Here is a 19,324-nt window from a genome sequence, read left to right on the forward strand (position 1 = left end):
AATTTGTAGTCAAGGGGCTACACCCTAGTAGCTGAATCCTGTGATGCTACCACTTTTGTAAGAAGTGAAAAACTATACTTAATAATTTCTTATGATGTTATTTGATATAGTTTTAGAAACCAGGTATTTGGTATGTATATGAAATATGAAAACATGGATTCTTTTAAAGAAAAGATTAAAGATATTAATACAGTTGTTATACCAATAGGTATGATAGAGGCCCACGGTCATCATTGTTCCCTGGCAACTGACATATTAATTCCGTCAAAGTTTTGTGAAATATTAAATAAAGAAATAGGGGATAGCATAATGATAGCACCTGCGGTTAATTATGGACATTCATGGGCCCTTTCCCCTTATCCTGGGACTATAAACGTATCTATGGAAGCTTTTAGTAATTATGTTAAAGAAATCGCTTTAGAATTTATTAGAAACGGATTTAAAAATATAGTCTTATTAAATGGCCACGGTGGAAATGCATCTGCCCTTAGTCCTGTTGCAGAAGCAATAGCTAATAATGACGGGGTATCAGTTACATTCCATTGGTGGATAGACTTTAAAGAAGAAATATTAAAAATTACAGAGGGACAAGGTCATGCTGGCGAAGATGAAACTTCAGCAGTCCTAGCCATAGATGAATCCTTAGTTGATATGTCAAAGGCTACTAGCAATAATATAAACATTAACGGTAGAATTTTATTTAAAGATTTCGGTAAATTAATATATAAAGATGCACTATCAGGAGATGCAACAAAGGCTACTAAGGAAAAGGGTGAACAGATTTATACATCTGTTTCTAAACGTATGATAGAAATAATTAAGGATATTCAAAGTAAAAACTACTAAAGGGATTCAATATATTGAATCCCTACATATCCTATGGAGTAACCAAATCCCTGTTCTCTGCACCCTGCCCAGAACAAAGAAGCTCCAACGGGGCCTTTATTCCAATTATTACCAATTAAATATAACTAAACCACTTACCACACTCATTACTAACACCGATATGGTTATAAATATTAATAACCATATCGGAACCGTATCCAAGGCTTCATAATCTAACTTTTTTCTTATTCTATTATACCTCCAATAGGCAAATATATAACTTGCTTCTCCTGTTATAACAAGAAGGAGTCCCATAATTCTCATAACCCAATCAGGTCCTTCACTTTCAAGAAACTTCACTATACCCAATCCTGCTCCAACTAAAGCTAGTCCTGTTCTTAACCAGGCAATAAAGGTTCTTTCATTAGCCAAAAAAGTTCTTTCATGGGCTAAATCCGTCCTCTCTTCTGCAAGTACATTCTTTTTTTTACCCATATTAAACTATCATCTCTCCTTAAATCCACACTATCATTTATATTCCCCAAAATATAGATATAAATATTGGGGTTACAATAGATAAAAGTATCTGTAGTGGTAGTCCAACCTTTACATAATCTCTAAAGTAATAACCCCCTGGACTATAAACCATTAAGTTAGTCTGATATCCCACAGGAGTTAAAAATGCTGTACTTGCAGCAAATGTAACTGCCAGTACAAATGCATATGGGTTAGCCCCTATTTGTTCTGCTGCGTTAATAGCTACAGGTATCATAAGTATAACACTGGCATTATTACTAATAAGGTTTGTTAAAGCCGCTGTAAACAAGTAGAAAATACCGAGGATTATAATATTAGGTAAAGAACTAGTTATATTTATTAATTTATTTGCCATAAAATGAGCGGTACCAGTTTTTTCTATGGCTATTCCCAAAGGAATTAAACCGGCCAATAGAAAAATCACCTGCCAGTTAACAGCATCATATATTTCCGTAGGCTTTATGCATCCAGTAATAATCATTATTATAACTCCTAACAGTGAAGATACTACTATAGATGTTATTCCCAGTGCAGCTAAGAATATTACTAACAGTAAAATAGCTAAAGATACCATCATTTTTTTCTTATTAAAATCTTCAGTCTCAACTTTATCTACTATAATTGGATCATCCTTTTTCTTAAGCTCCTTAACACTACTTTTATCCCCTAATATAAGGAGCATGTCACCAGATTTTAACTTTAGATTTTCAATTTCATCATAACTCAAACTACTTCCTCTTTTTATTGCTAATACTATAGATTTAAATTGTTTTAAAAAGTTTAACTCTTTTAAACTTTTTCCTTCTAAAAAGGAGTCACTGGGAATTATTATTTCTATCAGTTTCTTTTTCCTTTTATTTTTTTCAAGTTTTTCTGTGGTAATTTTCATTTTAGGTAATAACTGTATTTCCTTAGTCTTTACCAGTTCCAGTAAAGTTTTTTTATCAGTTTTAATCAGCAGTTTATCATTTTCTTCTAATATTTTAGAGGATAAGGGCTCTACCAGTTCAAAGTTACTTCTGACTATTTGCAATATATTAACATTAATATTTCTTTCCTCTATAACATCTTCCATTGTCTCTCCAATTAGTTGAGAATCTGAAGGTATAACTATTTCTGTTAAGTAGTCTTCCACCTTATATTCATCTGTTAATTCCTTATTGGGATCTCTTCTCTTTGGAGTAAGGTAATACCCCACAGTTATTAAGTATATTATACCAGTTATTAAAATAACTACTCCTAATTTGGTAAATTCAAACATTGAAAATGGATTGTCCAAAATCCGCTCTGAAATATCACTGGCAAGTAGGTTTGTAGACGTCCCAATTAAAGTCATCATCCCTCCCATCATCGAGGCATATGATAATGGAATTAGAAGTTTAGACGGAGATGACTTAGTTTTTCTAGATAAGTCCATAACCATTGGAATAAATATGGCCACAACGGGAGTATTATTTAAAAAACATGCCGTTATACCTGCAAGTACTACTATAGTGATTAATTGTTTTTTCTCATTTTCCCCTGTTACTTCAGCTATTTTATTACCTAAAATATGTATAAATCCATTTTGTTGTATTCCCTTACTTAGTATAAACATAGCTAAAATTGTAATAGTTGCCTTATTAGAAAATCCAGACAAAGCATCCTCTGTTGTAATATTAGTCCATGGTTTTAAAAATACAAGTACAATAGGTACTGCCAATGCTATTATGTCTATTCTTACAGGCTCTAGAAAAAATACGATTATTAATCCCACTATTAATATTAAGATTATTAATATATCAACATTTATACCACTGGTTAAGTTTGCAGCATTAGAATAAGCATAAACTTTACCAGATGTAATGGAAATAATAAAAACTATTATTAAAATAAAGGGGATGATTCTAGCAATATTTTGTTTTTCCCCTGTAAACTTACTTACTATTCCATCCAACTAATCATCTCCTGCCTTTATATTGTTTCTTTTTAATTAAAAATAGAACTTTCCGTAGAAAATTCTATTTTTAATCTAATATCTTATAATTTTTATTACCCGTTCTGTTATACTTTACACATTGTTTAAATAATTCCCCTCATGATCTAAAAGCCATCTTTTTCGCCATAATCCCCCTTCATATCCCACAAGTTTTCCATTACTTCCTATTACTCTATGACAAGGTATTATAATTGCAATTTTATTTTTATTATTGGCATTCCCCACTGCTCTACTGGCTTTTTCATTTCCAATATTTTTAGCTATATTCCCATAGGATAAAACTTTTCCATATGGTATATTCATAAGTTCCTTCCATACTTTCTTTTGAAAGTCAGTTCCATTTATTTCTATAGGTAAATTAAATTTGTTCCTTTCCCCATTAAAATATTCTCTTATTTGTCTTTTAGCTTCTACTAACAGATTGTTCATCTTTTCCTCATATTTTCGTTCATTAACAAAACCCAATCCTATTATTTTATCCATCTGAGACTGTATTTCTATAAGTCCCAAAGGGGAATCGAAATATATAAAATTAACCTTAGCATATTTTATTTTTTTATTCATTAATCTCTTCCTCCAAAATATTATCTATTTTGTCTTTAACAAAACCTATTGTTATGTTATCATCCTTCCTTGTTTATTTTATATTATCATTTTTCTTAATATGTTTATAGCATAAGATTAAATAATAATTATTATCTATATAGTAACTTTACCCAGTCATTCCTCATATATTGTACTACAAAATATGAGGAGTGATTATATGGACTACAAATATTCTAATGAGTATAATGATAATAAATATTCGGAAGATTTAATAGATGTTAATTATGAATATCCTAGAGGAAATTATCAACCCCGATGTCCCTACTGTGGCAGACCATTATATGGCCCTAACTATCCACTAACCCCTGGGTATGGTAGACGGAGACCGAGATTTTATGGTCCGAATCCAGATTGCCCCTATAGATAATAAAAAGAAATGAAGATAGACTTTTCCTATCTTCATTTCTTTTTATTATCTATTATTACTGACAGACTTAAACCTATCAGCTATAGGTGGTAATTCTGAACCATCGGTTATTAGTTCTATAACCCTTGGCCCATCAATATCTTTAATAAATCCACTTATTTTATCCATTTCACTAATATCCTTTATTGTTATAGACTTAATTCCTAAAGTTTTAATAGTTTGGGATATATGAATTCTATCATATAATGCCCCGTCTACGGTTCTACCATATACAAATGATTGTCCATGGTGTACATAACCTAACATAGCATTATTTATAATTACATATAGAATAGGCATTTTATGATCTTTTGCAGTAAGTATCTCACTTCCGTTCATTGCAAAAGATCCATCTCCAACTATAACTACTGTTTGTTTATTGGGATTAGCCAAATAAGCCCCCATAGCTCCCCCTATACCTGTGCCCATTGCACCATAATTTAAGCTTATCTCAAAGTCCATATTATCCCTTATAGGTAAATACTTAAATAAGAAGTTCATATATTCTCCTATATCTGAAATAAACTGACCATTAGGTACATAGTCAACTAACTTTTCCATAAACAATCTAATTGATAAACCAGTATGATTTTTTTCATAGGGTTTATTTATTTGCTTAGGTTTAAAAAACCTTTTCTTTTTTTGACTTGTATTATGTATTAATCTAGGTATCGCAAAAGATAAGTCATAGTATATAGAGATATCTGTTTTAAATACTTTATTAAACTCACTCTTGTCCCAATCGACATGTATAACTTTTTTATTTTTAACTAATATATCATTAAAGTTTCTAGTTGCCGATTCTCCTAAACTACTTCCTAAAATCAATATACATGTGGCATCTCCATTTTTCACATAATCTTTAGCAGCATCAGTACTAGAAAAGCCATAGTTACCTAAGTTATATTTAAAATCTATAGGTATGACTCCTTTTGCCTCCGGTGTAGTTATAATAGGCCAATCTAAATGTTTACTTAAACATTTAACTTCTTTTGATAGACCTCTGCAACCTTTTCCTACCATTATTATACCTTTTTCCTCACTATTTATTATAGATATAGCTTCATTTAGTTTATTTAAATCATATTGTTCTTCATTATTTACGAAAGAGACTTTTGAAGGTAAGTCAATAGCCATTTTAGAAGTCTGAACATCTATAGGTATCGAAATATGCACAGGTCCAAATGGGGGGGTAAAAGCTATTTCAATAGCCTTTTTGATTTCAGTTAAAACCTCATTTTCCCCTCGAACAGTTTTACTATACTTAGTTATATGCCCTATCATTTTTTCAGTATCTAATTCTTGTATAGCTCCTTTTCCCATTTGCCATCTATGTACACAACCACTTATTATTAGCAATGGTGTTTTACTTCTTTGAGCATCGGCTATACCATTTATACCATTATTTATACCTACTCCTCCTGCTACTATAGAGACCCCAAGCTTTCTTGAAATACTGGCATATTTTTGTGCAGAATAAATAGCACCGGCTTCATTTTTAGTTATTATAGCTTTAATCTTACTATCAGCTATAGCATCTGATAAGGCACTAGTGGTTCCGGCTGGTATACTAAATATATATTTTACATCATTTTTCTCGAGATATGTTAATACTGCACCAGCTACTCGCATAATTGCACTAGGCCTTCTTTATATGAATCTATTATGTCTACACACTTTTCAATTTGTCTATATGTAAAACTACATTTCTTTCCTATAGAGACTCCCTGAATAAAACCATATACCTTTGAATTTTCTATTATAGGTATCATTAATAAGCTCTTTATATTAAGTTCCATTAAATGTTCTGTATATCCTTCATGGTTTTCCACATCTTTTATAACTACAATTTTTTGATTATATACTACATCCTCCAAAATACAACTATCGCTTATATAGGCCGGTTTTTTATTATGAATTTTTTTCCATTTGTTAATATTAAGTCCCCTAGTGGTTTTATGTATAGGTATCAGTCTTTCTTCACTAACTCTATGACAACCTATATTTTCAAGTCCCGTTATACTAGAGATTTCACTGAATAACTTTTCTAGTTTTGAAATTTTCATATAAAATCCTCCATTAAAACACTTTAAATTTAAGTAATTGTGCATTGGTTTGAGACTTCCAGATTAAACATTATTATTTATTTTATGCTAAATTTAGCAATAAGTCAACTTTTTACAGCATTTTTGTGATAGCCTATTTATCATCTAAATACTTTTAATGCAAAAAACACCTTCGTGCTTCTTTGTTAAGCCCAGGGTGCAAGGTGCAGAGTGCAGGGAATTAATAAGTCCATAGATTTATGTAGGGCTTCAAATATATTGAAGCCCTTAAGCTTTCTTCTAGAAGACCTACTATGCCATAGACTGTATTTTTTACAGTAATTTCATTATACTGCCGATTTTTTATTAAATATAATTATACTCCTTAGCATTAATAAAAAATATACCAAAAACCCCACAATTAATAGTAAAACTATATTCCCTGATATAGTTAAATTTTCAAAAAGACCACTTATTTTATTTATCATATCCATTACTGCTTCTTTTGAAGTAATTTTTTTTAATAAGTCAGTTATATATGAACCTATAAAAGGAATAAAGAAAAAACTGAAAAAGAAAATTCGTGTATATGTTAAAGCCTTCGATGAGCCATATTTATAAACCATCAAATGAAAGATTCCAGTAAGTATTAAAGCTACACTGAAGGTAGCAACTATAACTATTATACCTTCATCATTTATTTGTCCCTTTGGTAATATCACTAATAGTCCAAAAGTATAAACAACTGTAAAGACAGCTAATATAAATGAAGTTAAAAATTTACTAGCTACTATTTTATAACTCCTTATAGGTAATGTTCTTAAAAAACTATATCCCATATGTTTTTCTTCATCATACTGTATTCTGGTAGCGGTTCCATAGGTCATCATCATAATAACTATTCCTACAAAGTTTGAATTTTCCCCTCCAAAACCTGTCATTATAAATCCTATAGCAATAACCATATAAATTAATATAGACTTCCTGCAACTGTAAATATCTTTAAATATAATATATCCCATTATTTTTCCTCCTTAACAAATGACACTAAAATATCATCAAGAGACGCATTTTCAACTTTAATTCCATTACTACCACCATGTCTTTTTAATTGTTCCTTTAACATAGAATAATTGCTTGTTATGGCAGATACTCCAAAAAAGTTTTCTTCTATTCCTACCAAGTATCTTTTTATATCTTTATTAATAAGGTCACTCTTTATTTTTACTTTTTTCCAATTAGAAACGATATTTTCCTTTGCATCGGATAAAACTATTTTTCCATCTATTATATAAGTTATATAATCAGCTATTTTCTCTATGTCTTCAGTTATATGGGAGGAAAGTAATACAGATTTATTTTCATCTTCAATCACTTCCATCAATATATCTAATATTTCTCTTCTTATAACAGGATCTAATCCTGAAGTGGGTTCATCCAATATAAGTAACTCTGGGTTATGGGCAAGGGCTAAGGCTAAGGATAACTTTACCCTCATTCCTTTGGATAATTCCTTTATCTTCTTACTCTTGCTTACATTAAACCTTTTAAGTAGGTTATCAAATTTATTATTATCCCAATCATTATAGTATTGAGCTATAAAGTTTCCAGTCCATTTTACTGTCATATCTAAATAAAAGTGTTGCTCTTCTCCCACATATCCTATTCTATTTTTTATCTCCTCCTCATTATTTTTATAATCTAAGCCAAATATTTTAATATCTCCACCATCTATATTTAATAGATTCATTAAAGATTTTATTGTTGTGGATTTACCTGCTCCATTTGGCCCTATAAAACCCATGATATAACCCCTTGGCAATTTGAAACTTATATCTTTTAAAATAAACTCTTTGTACTCTTTTCTTAGTTTTTTAACCTCTAGAATGTTCTCCATTAATAATCACCTTCCATTTCCCTTAGAATATTAATTAAATCTTTAATGTCAATATCTAAACTCTTCCCATCATCAACAATTTCTTTAAGTTTGCCTCTTATCTCTTTCATTTTTTCTCTCCTTAAATCATCTTTGTTAATGCCTGTAACATAGGAACCTAGTCCCGGTCTTGTATATATATATCCTTCGCTTTCCATTTCAGCATATGCTCTTTTTATAGTAATAACACTTATCTTTAACTCCTTTGCCATCTTTCTAATAGAAGGTAAACTATCATCTTTTTTTAATTCTCCTGTTACTATAGCTTCTATCATTTGGTCCTTTACCTGTTTATATAGTGGATCTGGATTATTGTTAGAAATACTTATTAGCATTCTTCTCTCCCTTCACTGTATATGTTGTTTATATACAGTATATATTATATATACACGGCTGTCAATAAATAATCTTTTAATATAAAAAATAAGCTGGAGGATTACGAATCCCCCAGCAACTGGACATTTATCTTCCTTTATTAATGTTCTAAGGCAGAAAGGTAGCCTTGTGTCCTAAGTTTATATTTTATTTATATGCTTTTCTAAGTTTATTTTCTTTACCTACTCTATTATCTACCGTGTATAACTTATACATCATTGCTGCACCTATTATTGATAATCCTGCTACCAATAGCCATAAGTTTCTTATATTTGTGTATTTTATAAACCATCCTCCAATTATTGGTCCTACCATAAATCCTACTCTTCTTATCATTGGAAATATAGAGTTAAACCTGCCTCTATGGGTTATAGGAGTATGATTTGCTATATATACACCTGTATTCGTTGCAACAAAGATTTCTCCTACTGTCCATATTATGGTTGAAATAATAAACATAAAATATGTATCTATAAAAAATATCATTCCAAAGCCAATAGCATACAATCCTCCTCCAATTGATATATTTAAAGATGGTTTTAGATTTTTAGTTAATGATGTCAAGAATACAGTTATTATACTACATAATAAAGCATTTATCGTCATAAGACTTCCAAATATTGTAGGACCATCCTCTTTAAAAATATCTCCCGTCTGTAATGAAAGTCCAAAGTTAAATTGAGAAAATACTACAAAATATATCACTATAATAAAAGAAAAGACTAATAGTGTTGGTCTCTTAATAATAGCAGTCACTAGATTTCCTTCTTCAGCATTTTCATATGCTTTATCTTTTGACCCATTTAACTCTACTTTATCTGGCATGGTCTCAGGAACAAATATTGCTACCAGTAATACAGATATCAAAGTAGTAATGGCATCCCCTAAAAATAGCCACATTAAATAATTTTTATATAAAAAACCTGCTAATAATGGACCCACTGAATATCCTATATTCATAGCCATATAGTTAAGAGAGAATGCCGCTTTCCTCTGTTTCCCTTCAGTTAAATCTGTAACTATAGTATCATATACTGGTTTAGAAAAACCTCCGAAAAAACTTGCCAGTATTAGCACTAATGAAATAAATATTGGACTCTCTATAAATGCACACATTGCATACCCTATTCCTGCTATAGTTCTAAATATTATAAGTATCTTTTTTCTTCCTACTTGATCTATCAGTTTTCCACCTATCATGGCCCCTATCATACCTACTGCTGCAGTTAATGCAACTATAACCCCTACTATTCCAACATCAATTCCTGCATTATATGTTAGAAACATTGTTAAAAATGGTCCAACTAAATTCCCCATATTATTTACTATTGATGCAAAAAATATAACATATATACTCATGGGGAGTCCTTTGTAGGGCTCTATATACTTACTTATTTCCTTCACTTTTACTCCTCCTTATACATTCAAATAGTTATTAACAAACATTTTAATTGAATTTTAGTTAAATATCAAAGATTTTCTATTGAAAAATTTTTGTTGATAGCGGTGCTTAATGGTATAATTTAATCAATACTTGACTATATATAGTCAAGTATTGATTAAATTATACCATTTTATGAAAATATAGATTATATTGAAATCTGCAAACAAATTAAACTAAAACTCGCCCTTTACCTTGAGAAGAAAAGGAAATATAAAGAGGTCAATAAGATATATATATGTGGGCTAATATTTATTTAGCTAAGATATTTTATTTCTTAAAAATGGACTAGGTATCCCCAGTCCATTTTACTAAATAATATTTATCTAACCATTAATAACCTCAAGAAATTTTTCTTCCGATATTATTTTTATATCTTGTCCCCTTTTTATTAACTCCTCTGCTCTTTTAAGTTTATTACTTTTTTTATCATAGGGAAGTTTATCTATATTACAAATTCCAGTTACAAGATAATTAGTTTTTCTGGTTACACTACTCCCTACTTTTCCTCCTACTTCTACAACTTTTCTCATAGCTTCACTTCTCTTATAAGATGATAGGGGTCCTGTGAATACCACCGTTTTATTAGAAAATAGATTATTACATTTAACTTTGCCTATAGGAGGATTTAAATCCTCTAGTCTTACTGCTTTAGGTTTTGCCTTAGTTTTTTTATTGCCCTTTTTCTTTAAAGCTCCCGCTGCTTTATATCCCCCTGGATATAATCTCCCTATTTTTAAATCTAATTCCCTACTTAATTCATTTACAGTCTCTATATTAAGTTCTTTTATAATATCTAATAATATTTCCGCTGCAGCCGTTGCATCTTCGCTGGCATGGTGATGTTTAAATTCAACTCCTAAATACTTTGCAACTGTATTAAGTTTATGATTTCTAAGATGGGGGTAAAATGTCTTTGCCATTACAACAGTACAGGCATAGTCAAACTCTGGATAGGGTATATTATAACAGTCTAATGTATTTCTTAATACACTAACATCAAAGGAAGCATTATGGGCTATTACAAATTTATTTTCTAAATATGGTCTTATTTCATCCCATAGCTCGTCCATTCTAGGCTCATTTTCCACATCCCCCTCAACAATACCGTGAATCCATACATTCATAGGTTTAAATCTCATTTCATAGGGTTTTATAAGCCAATATTTCTCCTCAACTATTTTATTATTTTCAACAACAGTAATACCTAAGGAACAGGCACTATTCCTTTTTTCATTTGCCGTTTCAAAATCTATTGATACAAAATCCATTATATATCTCTCCTTATAATACATATATATTATATGATATCATTTTTTTCTTCTATTTCAATGGACGAGATATAATTATTAATGGAAACTTATTGCTAAAGGATGAGATAGGGGTATCTATGAAATTTAATATTCACTAAGAGCCTTTCACTATATATTAGAAAACTTATATATATCCACAGCACTTCATTTTTCTACATATTTTTAAAAGTTAATTATATATAATATATTTATAAATTACAAATAAAGGTGGAGAGTTTCATGCGTAAGTTATCCGATAACACAAAGGTAGTTTTTTTAATTCTATTTATTATATTTCTTATATTAGACTTAAACTCATTAATTTATAGAAATATCCGGGGTATATTAGGTTCCATTTTCTTTATTAGTTTGTCCTACTATTATATTTTCCATAAAAAATATATTAGAGCCATTATTCCTATAATATTAGGTCTCCTTAGCATAGCACATTATACTTTTATAATATTAAATTAAAAATATTTTGATATAATCTTTAAATACTACTTGGAATCAAATTTTCCCATTAGAACCAATGTATTTTTATCTCCTTCAGTTTGCAGTTTTATATATCCCATGGTATTTTCCATTACATGGGTCATAATTGCCACCAAGGTTTTAATTCTTTTCATATTATCTTGGTTCATGCTATTAAATAACTCTATTATAAAATAAATTTCAACGGTGTTTTCTAGGTCTTTTGTCATTACCGATATTCTTAGTGAATTGTTTTCATTGTTATTTAAGTAACTTGACATACTAGATTTTAGCATATTGACTAAAAGTTTATAGTTTCCTTTACATTTAAAATTAGTCACTCCATTTAAGTTTATCTCTATTTTATTTGTATAATTTTCTTCACTAATATATTCAGTCAAATCCTTTACTAGCTTTTTAACATTAAACTCTTTTTCTTCGGTAGGTGTTGAGTCTACAAAGTTTCCCAATATACTTTTAATAATTTTTATATCCTTTATAATTTCATCTTTATCTTCGTAATTTTCTTTTCCTAACATAATTTTAAAGTAATCAAAAATATAATTATTTAAATTTTTTATATCCTTATAGTCTTTTTTATACTGAGAAAATTTATCTTCAGTTGACTTTAATATCTTTTCATACAACTGGTTCTTCTTTTCTAATTTCTTTTTTAATTCTTCATTTTCTAATTTCATATTATATGTTTCTATGGCTTTTCTAATTATTGGTATCAATTCCTCATCTAGATTCCATGGTTTTGTTATAAATTTAAATATATCTACTTGATTTATTGTAGCTAATATTTGAGGAAGTTGAGTATAACCACTTAATACCATTTTTATGACATCAGGATATTTTTCTGCAACTATTTTTAGTAATTCTAGACCATTCATTTCTGGCATTCTCATATCTGTTACTATTACATCAATATCTTTTTCTTCCATTATTTTAAGTGCTTCTTCTCCACTGTATGCAAATTCCTTATTATATTTTTCATCTAATAGTCCCCTTCTTAATGAGCCTATGATTGAAGGTTCATCATCAACAAATAAAACAGTTCTATTTTCCATATGTTATCACCATCCCTTCAAAGTTAAGTATTATTCTTCTATATCAAATTTTTCTATCAACTTTTCACATTCATTTTCTGTTATGCCTAATACTTTAAATACTTCTTTATCTAACTCTTCAGCATGTTCCTTATATCCTAGCAATCTCCATGCATAATGCTTTGCTAAATATACTAATATAACAAGTTCTCTATGAATAATATTCTCATTTAATGGGTCGTGATGAAATAAAGCTCCTTCTACCATCGGGTATGGTAACTCCCACCAATTCAATAAATATCCTCCAATTTCCTGATGTGTAACTCCAAATTTATTCCTTTCTAACTCTAAAGCCCCCTTCTCATTATTACTTTTAAGCAGACCTATTATTTCTGTATAATCTTTTTTATAATTAGCTAATAATACAGATACCCCTATATTATGTAATAATCCTGCTGTCCTATAAGTTTCTGGGATCTTTTCATCAAATATATTATCATATAAAAATAATAGAAGTTTATTTGTAATATTTACTTGCTTCCATAACAAATCCTCTATAAATCCATTTACACTTTTTAATGAGTATAAACTATTACTTATAACTATATTTTTAGTACTTAAAAGCCCTATATACATTATGGCCGATTTTATTGAACCTGTTTTTACTTTCCAAAAAGCAGAGTTTGAAATTCTAAGTAGTCTTGATGATATAGACTGATCCTCTTCTATTTTCTTAGCTATACTATCTATATCGGCATCATTTTCTATTAGTTTACACACCTCATTGTGAAGGTTCGGTATAGTAGGTAACTGGTCTAAATTATTTATCGTTGTTAGTATATGTTTATCCTTTAAAATATCCTCTAGTTCAAATATTTTTTTAATTGTATCTAGAAGTTTTTCATTATCCCACGGTTTAAACATATATAATTTAGCTAAATTTCCTTCTAAAGCTCTAAGAATTTTATCATTATCCGTATATCCACTTAAGGCTACCCGTAATACCGATGGAAAACCCTTTTTTACCTCCTTTAGCAGTTGATAACCATCCATTAAAGGCATTCTAATATCTGTTATAATCATATCCATATCTTGTCTATCTAATATTTCTAAGGCTTCTTTTCCTCCATTAGCTAGATGGATTATATAATTAGTATCTAAAAACAACCTATTTAAAGACCTTAATATTTGTTTTTCATCATCTACTATTAATATATTCCTTTCCATTTAAATCCCCCCTATACCCTATAATTAACTGTCTTCACTGTTTCTGTTTATTGGTAACTTTATTTTAAACATTGTACCCTTTCCAACTTCACTGTCTACTGTAATGTCTCCCTTATGTTTATTTACAATAATATCATAGGATATACTTAGTCCTAAACCAGTTCCTTTTCCGATTTCCTTAGTTGTGAAAAATGGATTAAATATTTTATCTAATACTTCTTTTTCTATCCCAGGTCCATTATCTATTATCTTGCAAGTTATATAATCTTGGTCCTTGCTGGTATAAATATTAATTTGTCCCCTTTCTTCTCGATTTTCTCCATTTATTGCCTGAACAGCATTCATTATGACATTTAATAACACTTGTCCTATTTGGGTTTTATTACATAATATATTTGGAATTTCCTCTAGATGTTTTCTTATGTCTATTGTATATTTTGATTCATTTTTAGTTAATAATAGAGTTTCTTCTATTATGTCATTAATACTATGATAACTAGACTCCTTTTGATCATCCTGTCTTGCAAAGTTCCTTAGACTTTCAACTATTTTTTTTACCCTATCTATTCCTTTAAATGTATCACTTAAAAGTATATCTAAGTCTTCTATAATAAAATCAATATGAAGTTTCTTTTGATTATTTTTAATTTCCTCAATTTTAGATGTTATCTCTCCATTGGATATCCCTTTATCATCTATAGTATCTACCAACTCATTATACTCTTTCATAACTCTTTTAAATTTCTCTATATATTTTGATAATGTTTCAGTGTTACTTGATACAAATCCCAATGGATTATTTATCTCATGGGCAACTCCTGCAGCGAGTTGACCTATTGCTATTAATTTTTCTTTTTGAACCAGATAGTATTGGGTTTCTTTTAATTCCTTATTTAACTTTACTAATTCTTCATTTTGATTTGCTATAACATCTAAATTTTCTTTTAGACTAAGTTTGTACTTCCTTTCCCTCATGGCAGACTTTATTCTTGCTATAAACTCGGTAGGTTCTATGGGCTTATTTACAAAGTCCACCGCTCCATTTTCAAAGCTTTCCTTTAAAGCTTCTTTTCTAGTAATGGATGTAAACATTATTATCTGTATATCTTTAAATTCATCATTAGACTTTATTTTTTTTAATACGTCTATCCCGCTGAGTCCTGGCATAACTATATCCAACAATATTATATCTACCTTATTTCCATTTAAGTATTCAAGAGCTTCATTTCCTGAGTTACATAAAGCTATTTCACAATCTAGTTTATTTTCTTCAATTATATTTTTTGCCATTTGTAAGTTCAACTTTGAATCATCAACAATAAGTATATTCATGACTGCCTCCTTATGTTTTCTTTCTTAAGTATAAAGTTGTATAATTTCCATATTAAAATAAAATATATTTTTAAATTTATACCCCATTTTTTTCTGAAAATTCATATTTTTTATGATAAGAAAGGGGAATGAATTCCCCTCTACTTTGGTGCCTTTATTCCTATTTATTTTCCTACATACACCGTCTCCGCCGTAGCATCGAATTCATTCGATGGTTTCCTTTGGCTTTTTTATCTTAATCACAAATATTTACACATCTTAAATATCTACCTTCCCCTTCATTATAAAAGGGTTTTTCAAAAAATTCTTTTATAATGAAATATTCGTTTATGGAACCAAATATCTGATGCCATAACTCATTGGCTACTTCTTTAATATCAATACCATGTTTAACTGGAGTCAAAGTTATAAGCTCATTATGGATATTATTAAATGCTACTTTTATATCTTCATATATCTCAGATAATACTAACTGGGCTATTTCTTCAATAACTTTATTATCGTTCCCCCTAAATGTAGGTACTTTTCTCGTTATAATATGGGACTTTTTATCTATATTTATATAATCAAGTTCATTTAAAAAATCTGCTATAAGCTTTTCATTATTGCTTAAATCAGTTATACTGACTTTATCTACTAAAATCTTAGTAAATAATTTAAAACAATCTCTCATAATCATAACATTATGATTATAATTAAGCTTATTATATGAAACATTTAGTTTTTCATAGTTTGTGGCTTTTCCTATGGAACTTTCAACTTTTCTAAAAAATCTATACATATCCCTTCTATCTCCATCACAATCTCCAAAGCTTCCAAACTTAAAATTATCTATCGTATATCCATTGTGGCTACATAATAGTTTTTTACTGTATTTCCTAACCTTATCACTGTTCTCATATCCAACTAATATATAATCTCTATTATCAGGCTGCTTTTTTGATACAGCAAATAAATCCCGTTCTCCAAAGTAATCAAATGCAATTCCATCAAATATATCAGCCCCTAAGATATGATATAATAATCTAGAGTTAGGAAATACTCCATAATCCTTTAGTTCAGATAACTTATCATTTATCCTCTCCTCTAATCCTATAATTTTATCTCCCAGTCTTTCAGCCAAAGCTTTAGAGAATTTATCTATTATATCTATGTCCTTTTCAAGTATTATAGTAAAATTCACTTTATATTTATCATTTTTTCTTTCAATAGCCTTAATCTTCTCAAGGGAATTTAATGTTTCTATACATGTTTCCCATGACATCTTAAGTTTTTTCTGTATAATGCTTTTATCTATGGTATATGGTTCATTTGAAGCTATCAAATATACTATTTCTATTGCTTTTGTTTTTTCAAATACATAAAAGGGATTGTATTCATCATAAGTTCCCCCATCACCGAAATGATATATATCCAATTTTTTCATCTTTATCAAATCTCCTTTATGTCTATTTCTGTTAACTACAATCCCATTAACTTAGTTAATATAGCCTTTTGCATATGTAATCATCCTAGTCAATATAATACTTTTCTTATTCTTTTTGACTCACTAACTATATCCTTTAGACCATAGTACTCTAAAGTTATTATAGGATTTATATTATATTCATTAAAAATTTCTTTTATATATAATAAAAATTCATTATTGGGTCTCTGATGGGCATCACTATTTCCATCATTCCAATGGAGATGAACATATTTAACATGTTCTTTAAGATTTTTTACCCACTCCTCTATATCTATACCAGAGTATGCCAATACATGGCCAGTATCTAAACAGCATTTTAATCTAGGTGAATCTACCCCTTTTAAAACATATAATAAATCTTTATAATCATAGTCATATTCATTTTCTAGTAAAAAGGTTATATCTGTATCTTCAATGTTATTGATCATATCTTTCCAAAACTTAATATGGTTATCTAACTTCCTTTTCTTAACCTCTGGTACCTTTAACAATGGATCCATTTGACAGTGAAATATTATATATGAAGCCCCCACCAACTTACTATATTTTATAGCTTGTAAATACCTATATCTAGTAACATCTAATATCTTTTTATCTGTACTACCAGGATTCAAGTCATAACATGGACTATGTAATGAAACTATGCCATTAAAATCTTTTAACTTTTTTTGATATTCTAACACAATATCCTCCCAATTATCATCCATTGTTTCTTGCCAAAAACTCTGTATCTCTATGCCCAATGATAAGTCATTTATTAGATTTGGTTCAAATGTATTTACATCGCCAATACATTTTAATATATTAATATTATTAATTGTAATCTCCCCCCTTGACCTTAACTTGTCCTTATAATTTTTACTATGTTAATTTATCTTTAATAATATGAACTATATTAATCATATTTTCAAAGTTTAACCTATACCAGTCTGTGACTTCCCAATCATTAAATATATGGGATAAAACTATATCTCCATAATTCCAAAGTTTTGAACAATGATAGTCAATAATAAAATCCTCCCAAGAAATATCCTCTCTACAGCTACTACAAAGTCCATTGTAATAGACTGACAAAATTTCTTTATGCCATAATTTATTGACCCATAAATCTCCCTTATCATTTTTATAATCTCCCAATAATCTACCTATATCATGGGAATAACAACCTATTGATGCAAATCCCCAATCTATAATCTTTATATTATCTTCTTTACCTATTATATTTATTGGTAATAGATCATCATGAATTAAAGTTTTAGGTCCATCATGAAACCTTTTAAGTCCATACTCTAAAGTATTAATTATTCCTTTATCCCAATTTATACTGTTATTATCAACTAAATCTTTAAGTTTTAAAATTTTCTCACTTCTTATCTTATGACTATCCCTCATAAATCCATAATCATTACCGTCAATATCCATAAACTTAGAGTGTATTCTTACTAGCTCTAGGGCTAATTTAGTATAGTCATTAAGGCTTTTATCCTCAAAATCATTTCCCTGTATATATTCAATAAGAAACCATAGATTTCCTTTTGAATCCATAGTTTTTCCCATATATTTAGGCACTGATAAACCCCTATTAACAAAAAATGTTTCATATATCTTAGCTTCATATTCTTTTTTATACTTTTTTAGTATATATTCATCTTTATTGGTTTTTATATGATATACGTCATATATTTTATTTAATTTATTATCTATAATTCTATCTATATTAACAATTTTTTCTTTTTTGTTAGATGATATTTGTATAAATATTTCTCTTATACTCCCAACCTTATCAGTTTTACTCATAACTAATCACTCCTATTGTTAGTTCATTGATATCATTGATTGTAGTTATCACTTAAATCTTTTTTCATCTTTACAAATGGATATTCTCCACCATTAGTTTCCTGAATATATTCCTCTATGATTTCAAATCCTAGTCTTTCATATACCTTTATAGCTCTTTTATTAAATTTAGCCACTGCCAGCATTATATATTTTTTATCATAGTTAAAATGGTCTAGTCCAAAATTAATACCATCCATGACAAATTCTAATCCTATACCATTCCCTGTTAAATTAGGCTTTAATCCAAATCCTACCCACATAATATCTTCATCAAAACTATAGGAATAAAACCCTACTACATGTCCTTTATCATCTAAGACTCCAAAGTATTTTTCTTTCCAATTATTTTCATCTAAAAATAATTCTAAATCTTCTTCATCCCCAGTCATGTCATAAAATGAATACAGCCCTTCATACTTCCAGTTAAAAGCTATTTCATTTGCGTACTCTTTATTCATAGGCACAAAGTTAAAATTCATATTAATCTCCTC

The 19,324-nt window shown here is 29.0% G+C and carries 19 protein-coding genes; 2 read left to right on the top strand and 17 right to left on the bottom strand.

Features of this window, described 5'->3' with window-relative positions; genetic code table 11:
• Positions 1-138 precede the first annotated feature (138 nt).
• Positions 139-846 carry a creatininase family protein gene (locus tag V6137_RS15535; protein WP_425448871.1) on the top strand — a complete coding sequence of 236 codons (708 nt, stop codon included), beginning with the start codon at positions 139-141 and terminating at the stop codon, positions 844-846.
• Positions 847-954: 108 nt separating this feature from the next.
• Here V6137_RS15535 and V6137_RS15540 read toward each other — a convergent pair whose 3' ends face one another.
• The 3 genes from V6137_RS15540 to V6137_RS15550 all read right to left on the bottom strand — a co-directional run bounded on the left by V6137_RS15540 (position 955) and on the right by V6137_RS15550 (position 3,904).
• Positions 955-1,320 carry a YidH family protein gene (locus V6137_RS15540; protein ID WP_425448872.1) on the bottom strand — a complete coding sequence of 122 codons (366 nt, stop codon included), beginning with the start codon at positions 1,318-1,320 and terminating at the stop codon, positions 955-957.
• Between the two features lie 37 nt (positions 1,321-1,357).
• The gene (locus V6137_RS15545; protein ID WP_425448873.1) at positions 1,358-3,298 is read right to left on the bottom strand and encodes an SLC13 family permease; all 1,941 of its coding nucleotides are present in this window, start codon (positions 3,296-3,298) and stop codon (positions 1,358-1,360) included.
• Between the two features lie 114 nt (positions 3,299-3,412).
• Positions 3,413-3,904: a methylated-DNA--[protein]-cysteine S-methyltransferase gene (locus tag V6137_RS15550; protein WP_425448874.1), complete on the bottom strand. Its 492-nt coding sequence runs from the start codon at positions 3,902-3,904 to the stop codon at positions 3,413-3,415.
• A 199-nt stretch (positions 3,905-4,103) separates the two neighbouring features.
• Here V6137_RS15550 and V6137_RS15555 point away from each other — a divergent pair, with 199 nt between their 5' ends.
• Positions 4,104-4,313: a hypothetical protein gene (locus tag V6137_RS15555; protein ID WP_425448875.1), complete on the top strand. Its 210-nt coding sequence runs from the start codon at positions 4,104-4,106 to the stop codon at positions 4,311-4,313.
• 45 nt (positions 4,314-4,358) lie between these two features.
• Here the strand turns inward: V6137_RS15555 and V6137_RS15560 are convergent, their stop codons facing one another.
• From V6137_RS15560 to V6137_RS15625, 14 genes are all read right to left on the bottom strand, one after another.
• Positions 4,359-5,984 (bottom strand): thiamine pyrophosphate-binding protein, encoded by a 1,626-nt coding sequence (locus tag V6137_RS15560; protein WP_425448876.1) that lies wholly within the window; start codon positions 5,982-5,984, stop codon positions 4,359-4,361.
• Positions 5,975-6,418 carry a GAF domain-containing protein gene (locus tag V6137_RS15565; protein WP_425448877.1) on the bottom strand — a complete coding sequence of 148 codons (444 nt, stop codon included), beginning with the start codon at positions 6,416-6,418 and terminating at the stop codon, positions 5,975-5,977. The genes V6137_RS15560 and V6137_RS15565 overlap by 10 nt, the downstream gene beginning before the upstream one ends.
• A 326-nt stretch (positions 6,419-6,744) precedes the next feature.
• The gene (locus tag V6137_RS15570) at positions 6,745-7,419 is read right to left on the bottom strand and encodes an ABC-2 transporter permease (RefSeq protein ID WP_425448878.1); all 675 of its coding nucleotides are present in this window, start codon (positions 7,417-7,419) and stop codon (positions 6,745-6,747) included.
• Complete coding sequence (locus tag V6137_RS15575) at positions 7,419-8,294, bottom strand: ABC transporter ATP-binding protein (protein WP_425448879.1); 876 nt, start codon at positions 8,292-8,294, stop codon at positions 7,419-7,421. The genes V6137_RS15570 and V6137_RS15575 overlap by 1 nt, the downstream gene beginning before the upstream one ends.
• Positions 8,294-8,668 carry a GntR family transcriptional regulator gene (locus V6137_RS15580; protein ID WP_425448880.1) on the bottom strand — a complete coding sequence of 125 codons (375 nt, stop codon included), beginning with the start codon at positions 8,666-8,668 and terminating at the stop codon, positions 8,294-8,296. Before V6137_RS15580 ends, V6137_RS15575 begins: the two co-directional genes overlap by 1 nt.
• 187 nt (positions 8,669-8,855) lie before the next feature.
• Positions 8,856-10,112 carry an MDR family MFS transporter gene (locus tag V6137_RS15585; protein ID WP_425448881.1) on the bottom strand — a complete coding sequence of 419 codons (1,257 nt, stop codon included), beginning with the start codon at positions 10,110-10,112 and terminating at the stop codon, positions 8,856-8,858.
• 363 nt (positions 10,113-10,475) lie between these two features.
• A complete protein-coding gene (locus tag V6137_RS15590) occupies positions 10,476-11,420 on the bottom strand; it encodes an exonuclease domain-containing protein (RefSeq protein ID WP_425448882.1) in 945 nt (314 codons plus the stop codon).
• Positions 11,421-11,941: 521 nt separating this feature from the next.
• Positions 11,942-12,988: a response regulator gene (locus V6137_RS15595; RefSeq protein ID WP_425448883.1), complete on the bottom strand. Its 1,047-nt coding sequence runs from the start codon at positions 12,986-12,988 to the stop codon at positions 11,942-11,944.
• 30 nt (positions 12,989-13,018) lie between these two features.
• Positions 13,019-14,194, bottom strand: a complete 1,176-nt coding sequence (locus tag V6137_RS15600) for an HDOD domain-containing protein (protein WP_425448884.1) — start codon at positions 14,192-14,194, stop codon at positions 13,019-13,021.
• A 24-nt stretch (positions 14,195-14,218) separates the two neighbouring features.
• Entirely contained in the window at positions 14,219-15,526 is a 1,308-nt protein-coding gene (locus V6137_RS15605) for a response regulator (protein ID WP_425448885.1), read from the bottom strand.
• 235 nt (positions 15,527-15,761) lie between these two features.
• Positions 15,762-16,952, bottom strand: a complete 1,191-nt coding sequence (locus V6137_RS15610; RefSeq protein WP_425448886.1) for a hypothetical protein — start codon at positions 16,950-16,952, stop codon at positions 15,762-15,764.
• A gap of 89 nt (positions 16,953-17,041) precedes the next feature.
• Complete coding sequence (locus V6137_RS15615) at positions 17,042-17,701, bottom strand: sugar phosphate isomerase/epimerase family protein (protein ID WP_425448887.1); 660 nt, start codon at positions 17,699-17,701, stop codon at positions 17,042-17,044.
• Positions 17,702-17,855: 154 nt separating this feature from the next.
• Positions 17,856-18,791 carry an aminoglycoside phosphotransferase family protein gene (locus V6137_RS15620; RefSeq protein ID WP_425448888.1) on the bottom strand — a complete coding sequence of 312 codons (936 nt, stop codon included), beginning with the start codon at positions 18,789-18,791 and terminating at the stop codon, positions 17,856-17,858.
• A gap of 32 nt (positions 18,792-18,823) precedes the next feature.
• Positions 18,824-19,312, bottom strand: a complete 489-nt coding sequence (locus tag V6137_RS15625) for a GNAT family N-acetyltransferase (protein ID WP_425448889.1) — start codon at positions 19,310-19,312, stop codon at positions 18,824-18,826.
• Positions 19,313-19,324: the final 12 nt, after the last annotated feature.

It is taken from the genome of Dethiothermospora halolimnae, from assembly GCF_037577855.1.
In the GTDB taxonomy this organism is placed as follows: domain Bacteria; phylum Bacillota; class Clostridia; order Tissierellales; family VENL01; genus Dethiothermospora; species Dethiothermospora halolimnae.

Coding starts and splice junctions, on each gene's coding strand:
- V6137_RS15575 (WP_425448879.1), bottom strand. CDS start 8,294: ATGGAGAACATTCTAGAGGTTAAAAAACTAAGAAAAGAGTACAAAGAG.
- V6137_RS15590 (WP_425448882.1), bottom strand. CDS start 11,420: ATGGATTTTGTATCAATAGATTTTGAAACGGCAAATGAAAAAAGGAAT.
- V6137_RS15580 (WP_425448880.1), bottom strand. CDS start 8,668: ATGCTAATAAGTATTTCTAACAATAATCCAGATCCACTATATAAACAG.
- V6137_RS15555 (WP_425448875.1), top strand. CDS start 4,104: ATGGACTACAAATATTCTAATGAGTATAATGATAATAAATATTCGGAA.
- V6137_RS15595 (WP_425448883.1), bottom strand. CDS start 12,988: ATGGAAAATAGAACTGTTTTATTTGTTGATGATGAACCTTCAATCATA.
- V6137_RS15570 (WP_425448878.1), bottom strand. CDS start 7,419: ATGGGATATATTATATTTAAAGATATTTACAGTTGCAGGAAGTCTATA.
- V6137_RS15535 (WP_425448871.1), top strand. CDS start 139: ATGAAATATGAAAACATGGATTCTTTTAAAGAAAAGATTAAAGATATT.
- V6137_RS15610 (WP_425448886.1), bottom strand. CDS start 16,952: ATGAAAAAATTGGATATATATCATTTCGGTGATGGGGGAACTTATGAT.
- V6137_RS15620 (WP_425448888.1), bottom strand. CDS start 18,791: ATGAGTAAAACTGATAAGGTTGGGAGTATAAGAGAAATATTTATACAA.
- V6137_RS15560 (WP_425448876.1), bottom strand. CDS start 5,984: ATGCGAGTAGCTGGTGCAGTATTAACATATCTCGAGAAAAATGATGTA.
- V6137_RS15605 (WP_425448885.1), bottom strand. CDS start 15,526: ATGAATATACTTATTGTTGATGATTCAAAGTTGAACTTACAAATGGCA.
- V6137_RS15625 (WP_425448889.1), bottom strand. CDS start 19,312: ATGAATTTTAACTTTGTGCCTATGAATAAAGAGTACGCAAATGAAATA.
- V6137_RS15550 (WP_425448874.1), bottom strand. CDS start 3,904: ATGAATAAAAAAATAAAATATGCTAAGGTTAATTTTATATATTTCGAT.
- V6137_RS15565 (WP_425448877.1), bottom strand. CDS start 6,418: ATGAAAATTTCAAAACTAGAAAAGTTATTCAGTGAAATCTCTAGTATA.
- V6137_RS15600 (WP_425448884.1), bottom strand. CDS start 14,194: ATGGAAAGGAATATATTAATAGTAGATGATGAAAAACAAATATTAAGG.
- V6137_RS15615 (WP_425448887.1), bottom strand. CDS start 17,701: ATGGATGATAATTGGGAGGATATTGTGTTAGAATATCAAAAAAAGTTA.
- V6137_RS15540 (WP_425448872.1), bottom strand. CDS start 1,320: ATGGGTAAAAAAAAGAATGTACTTGCAGAAGAGAGGACGGATTTAGCC.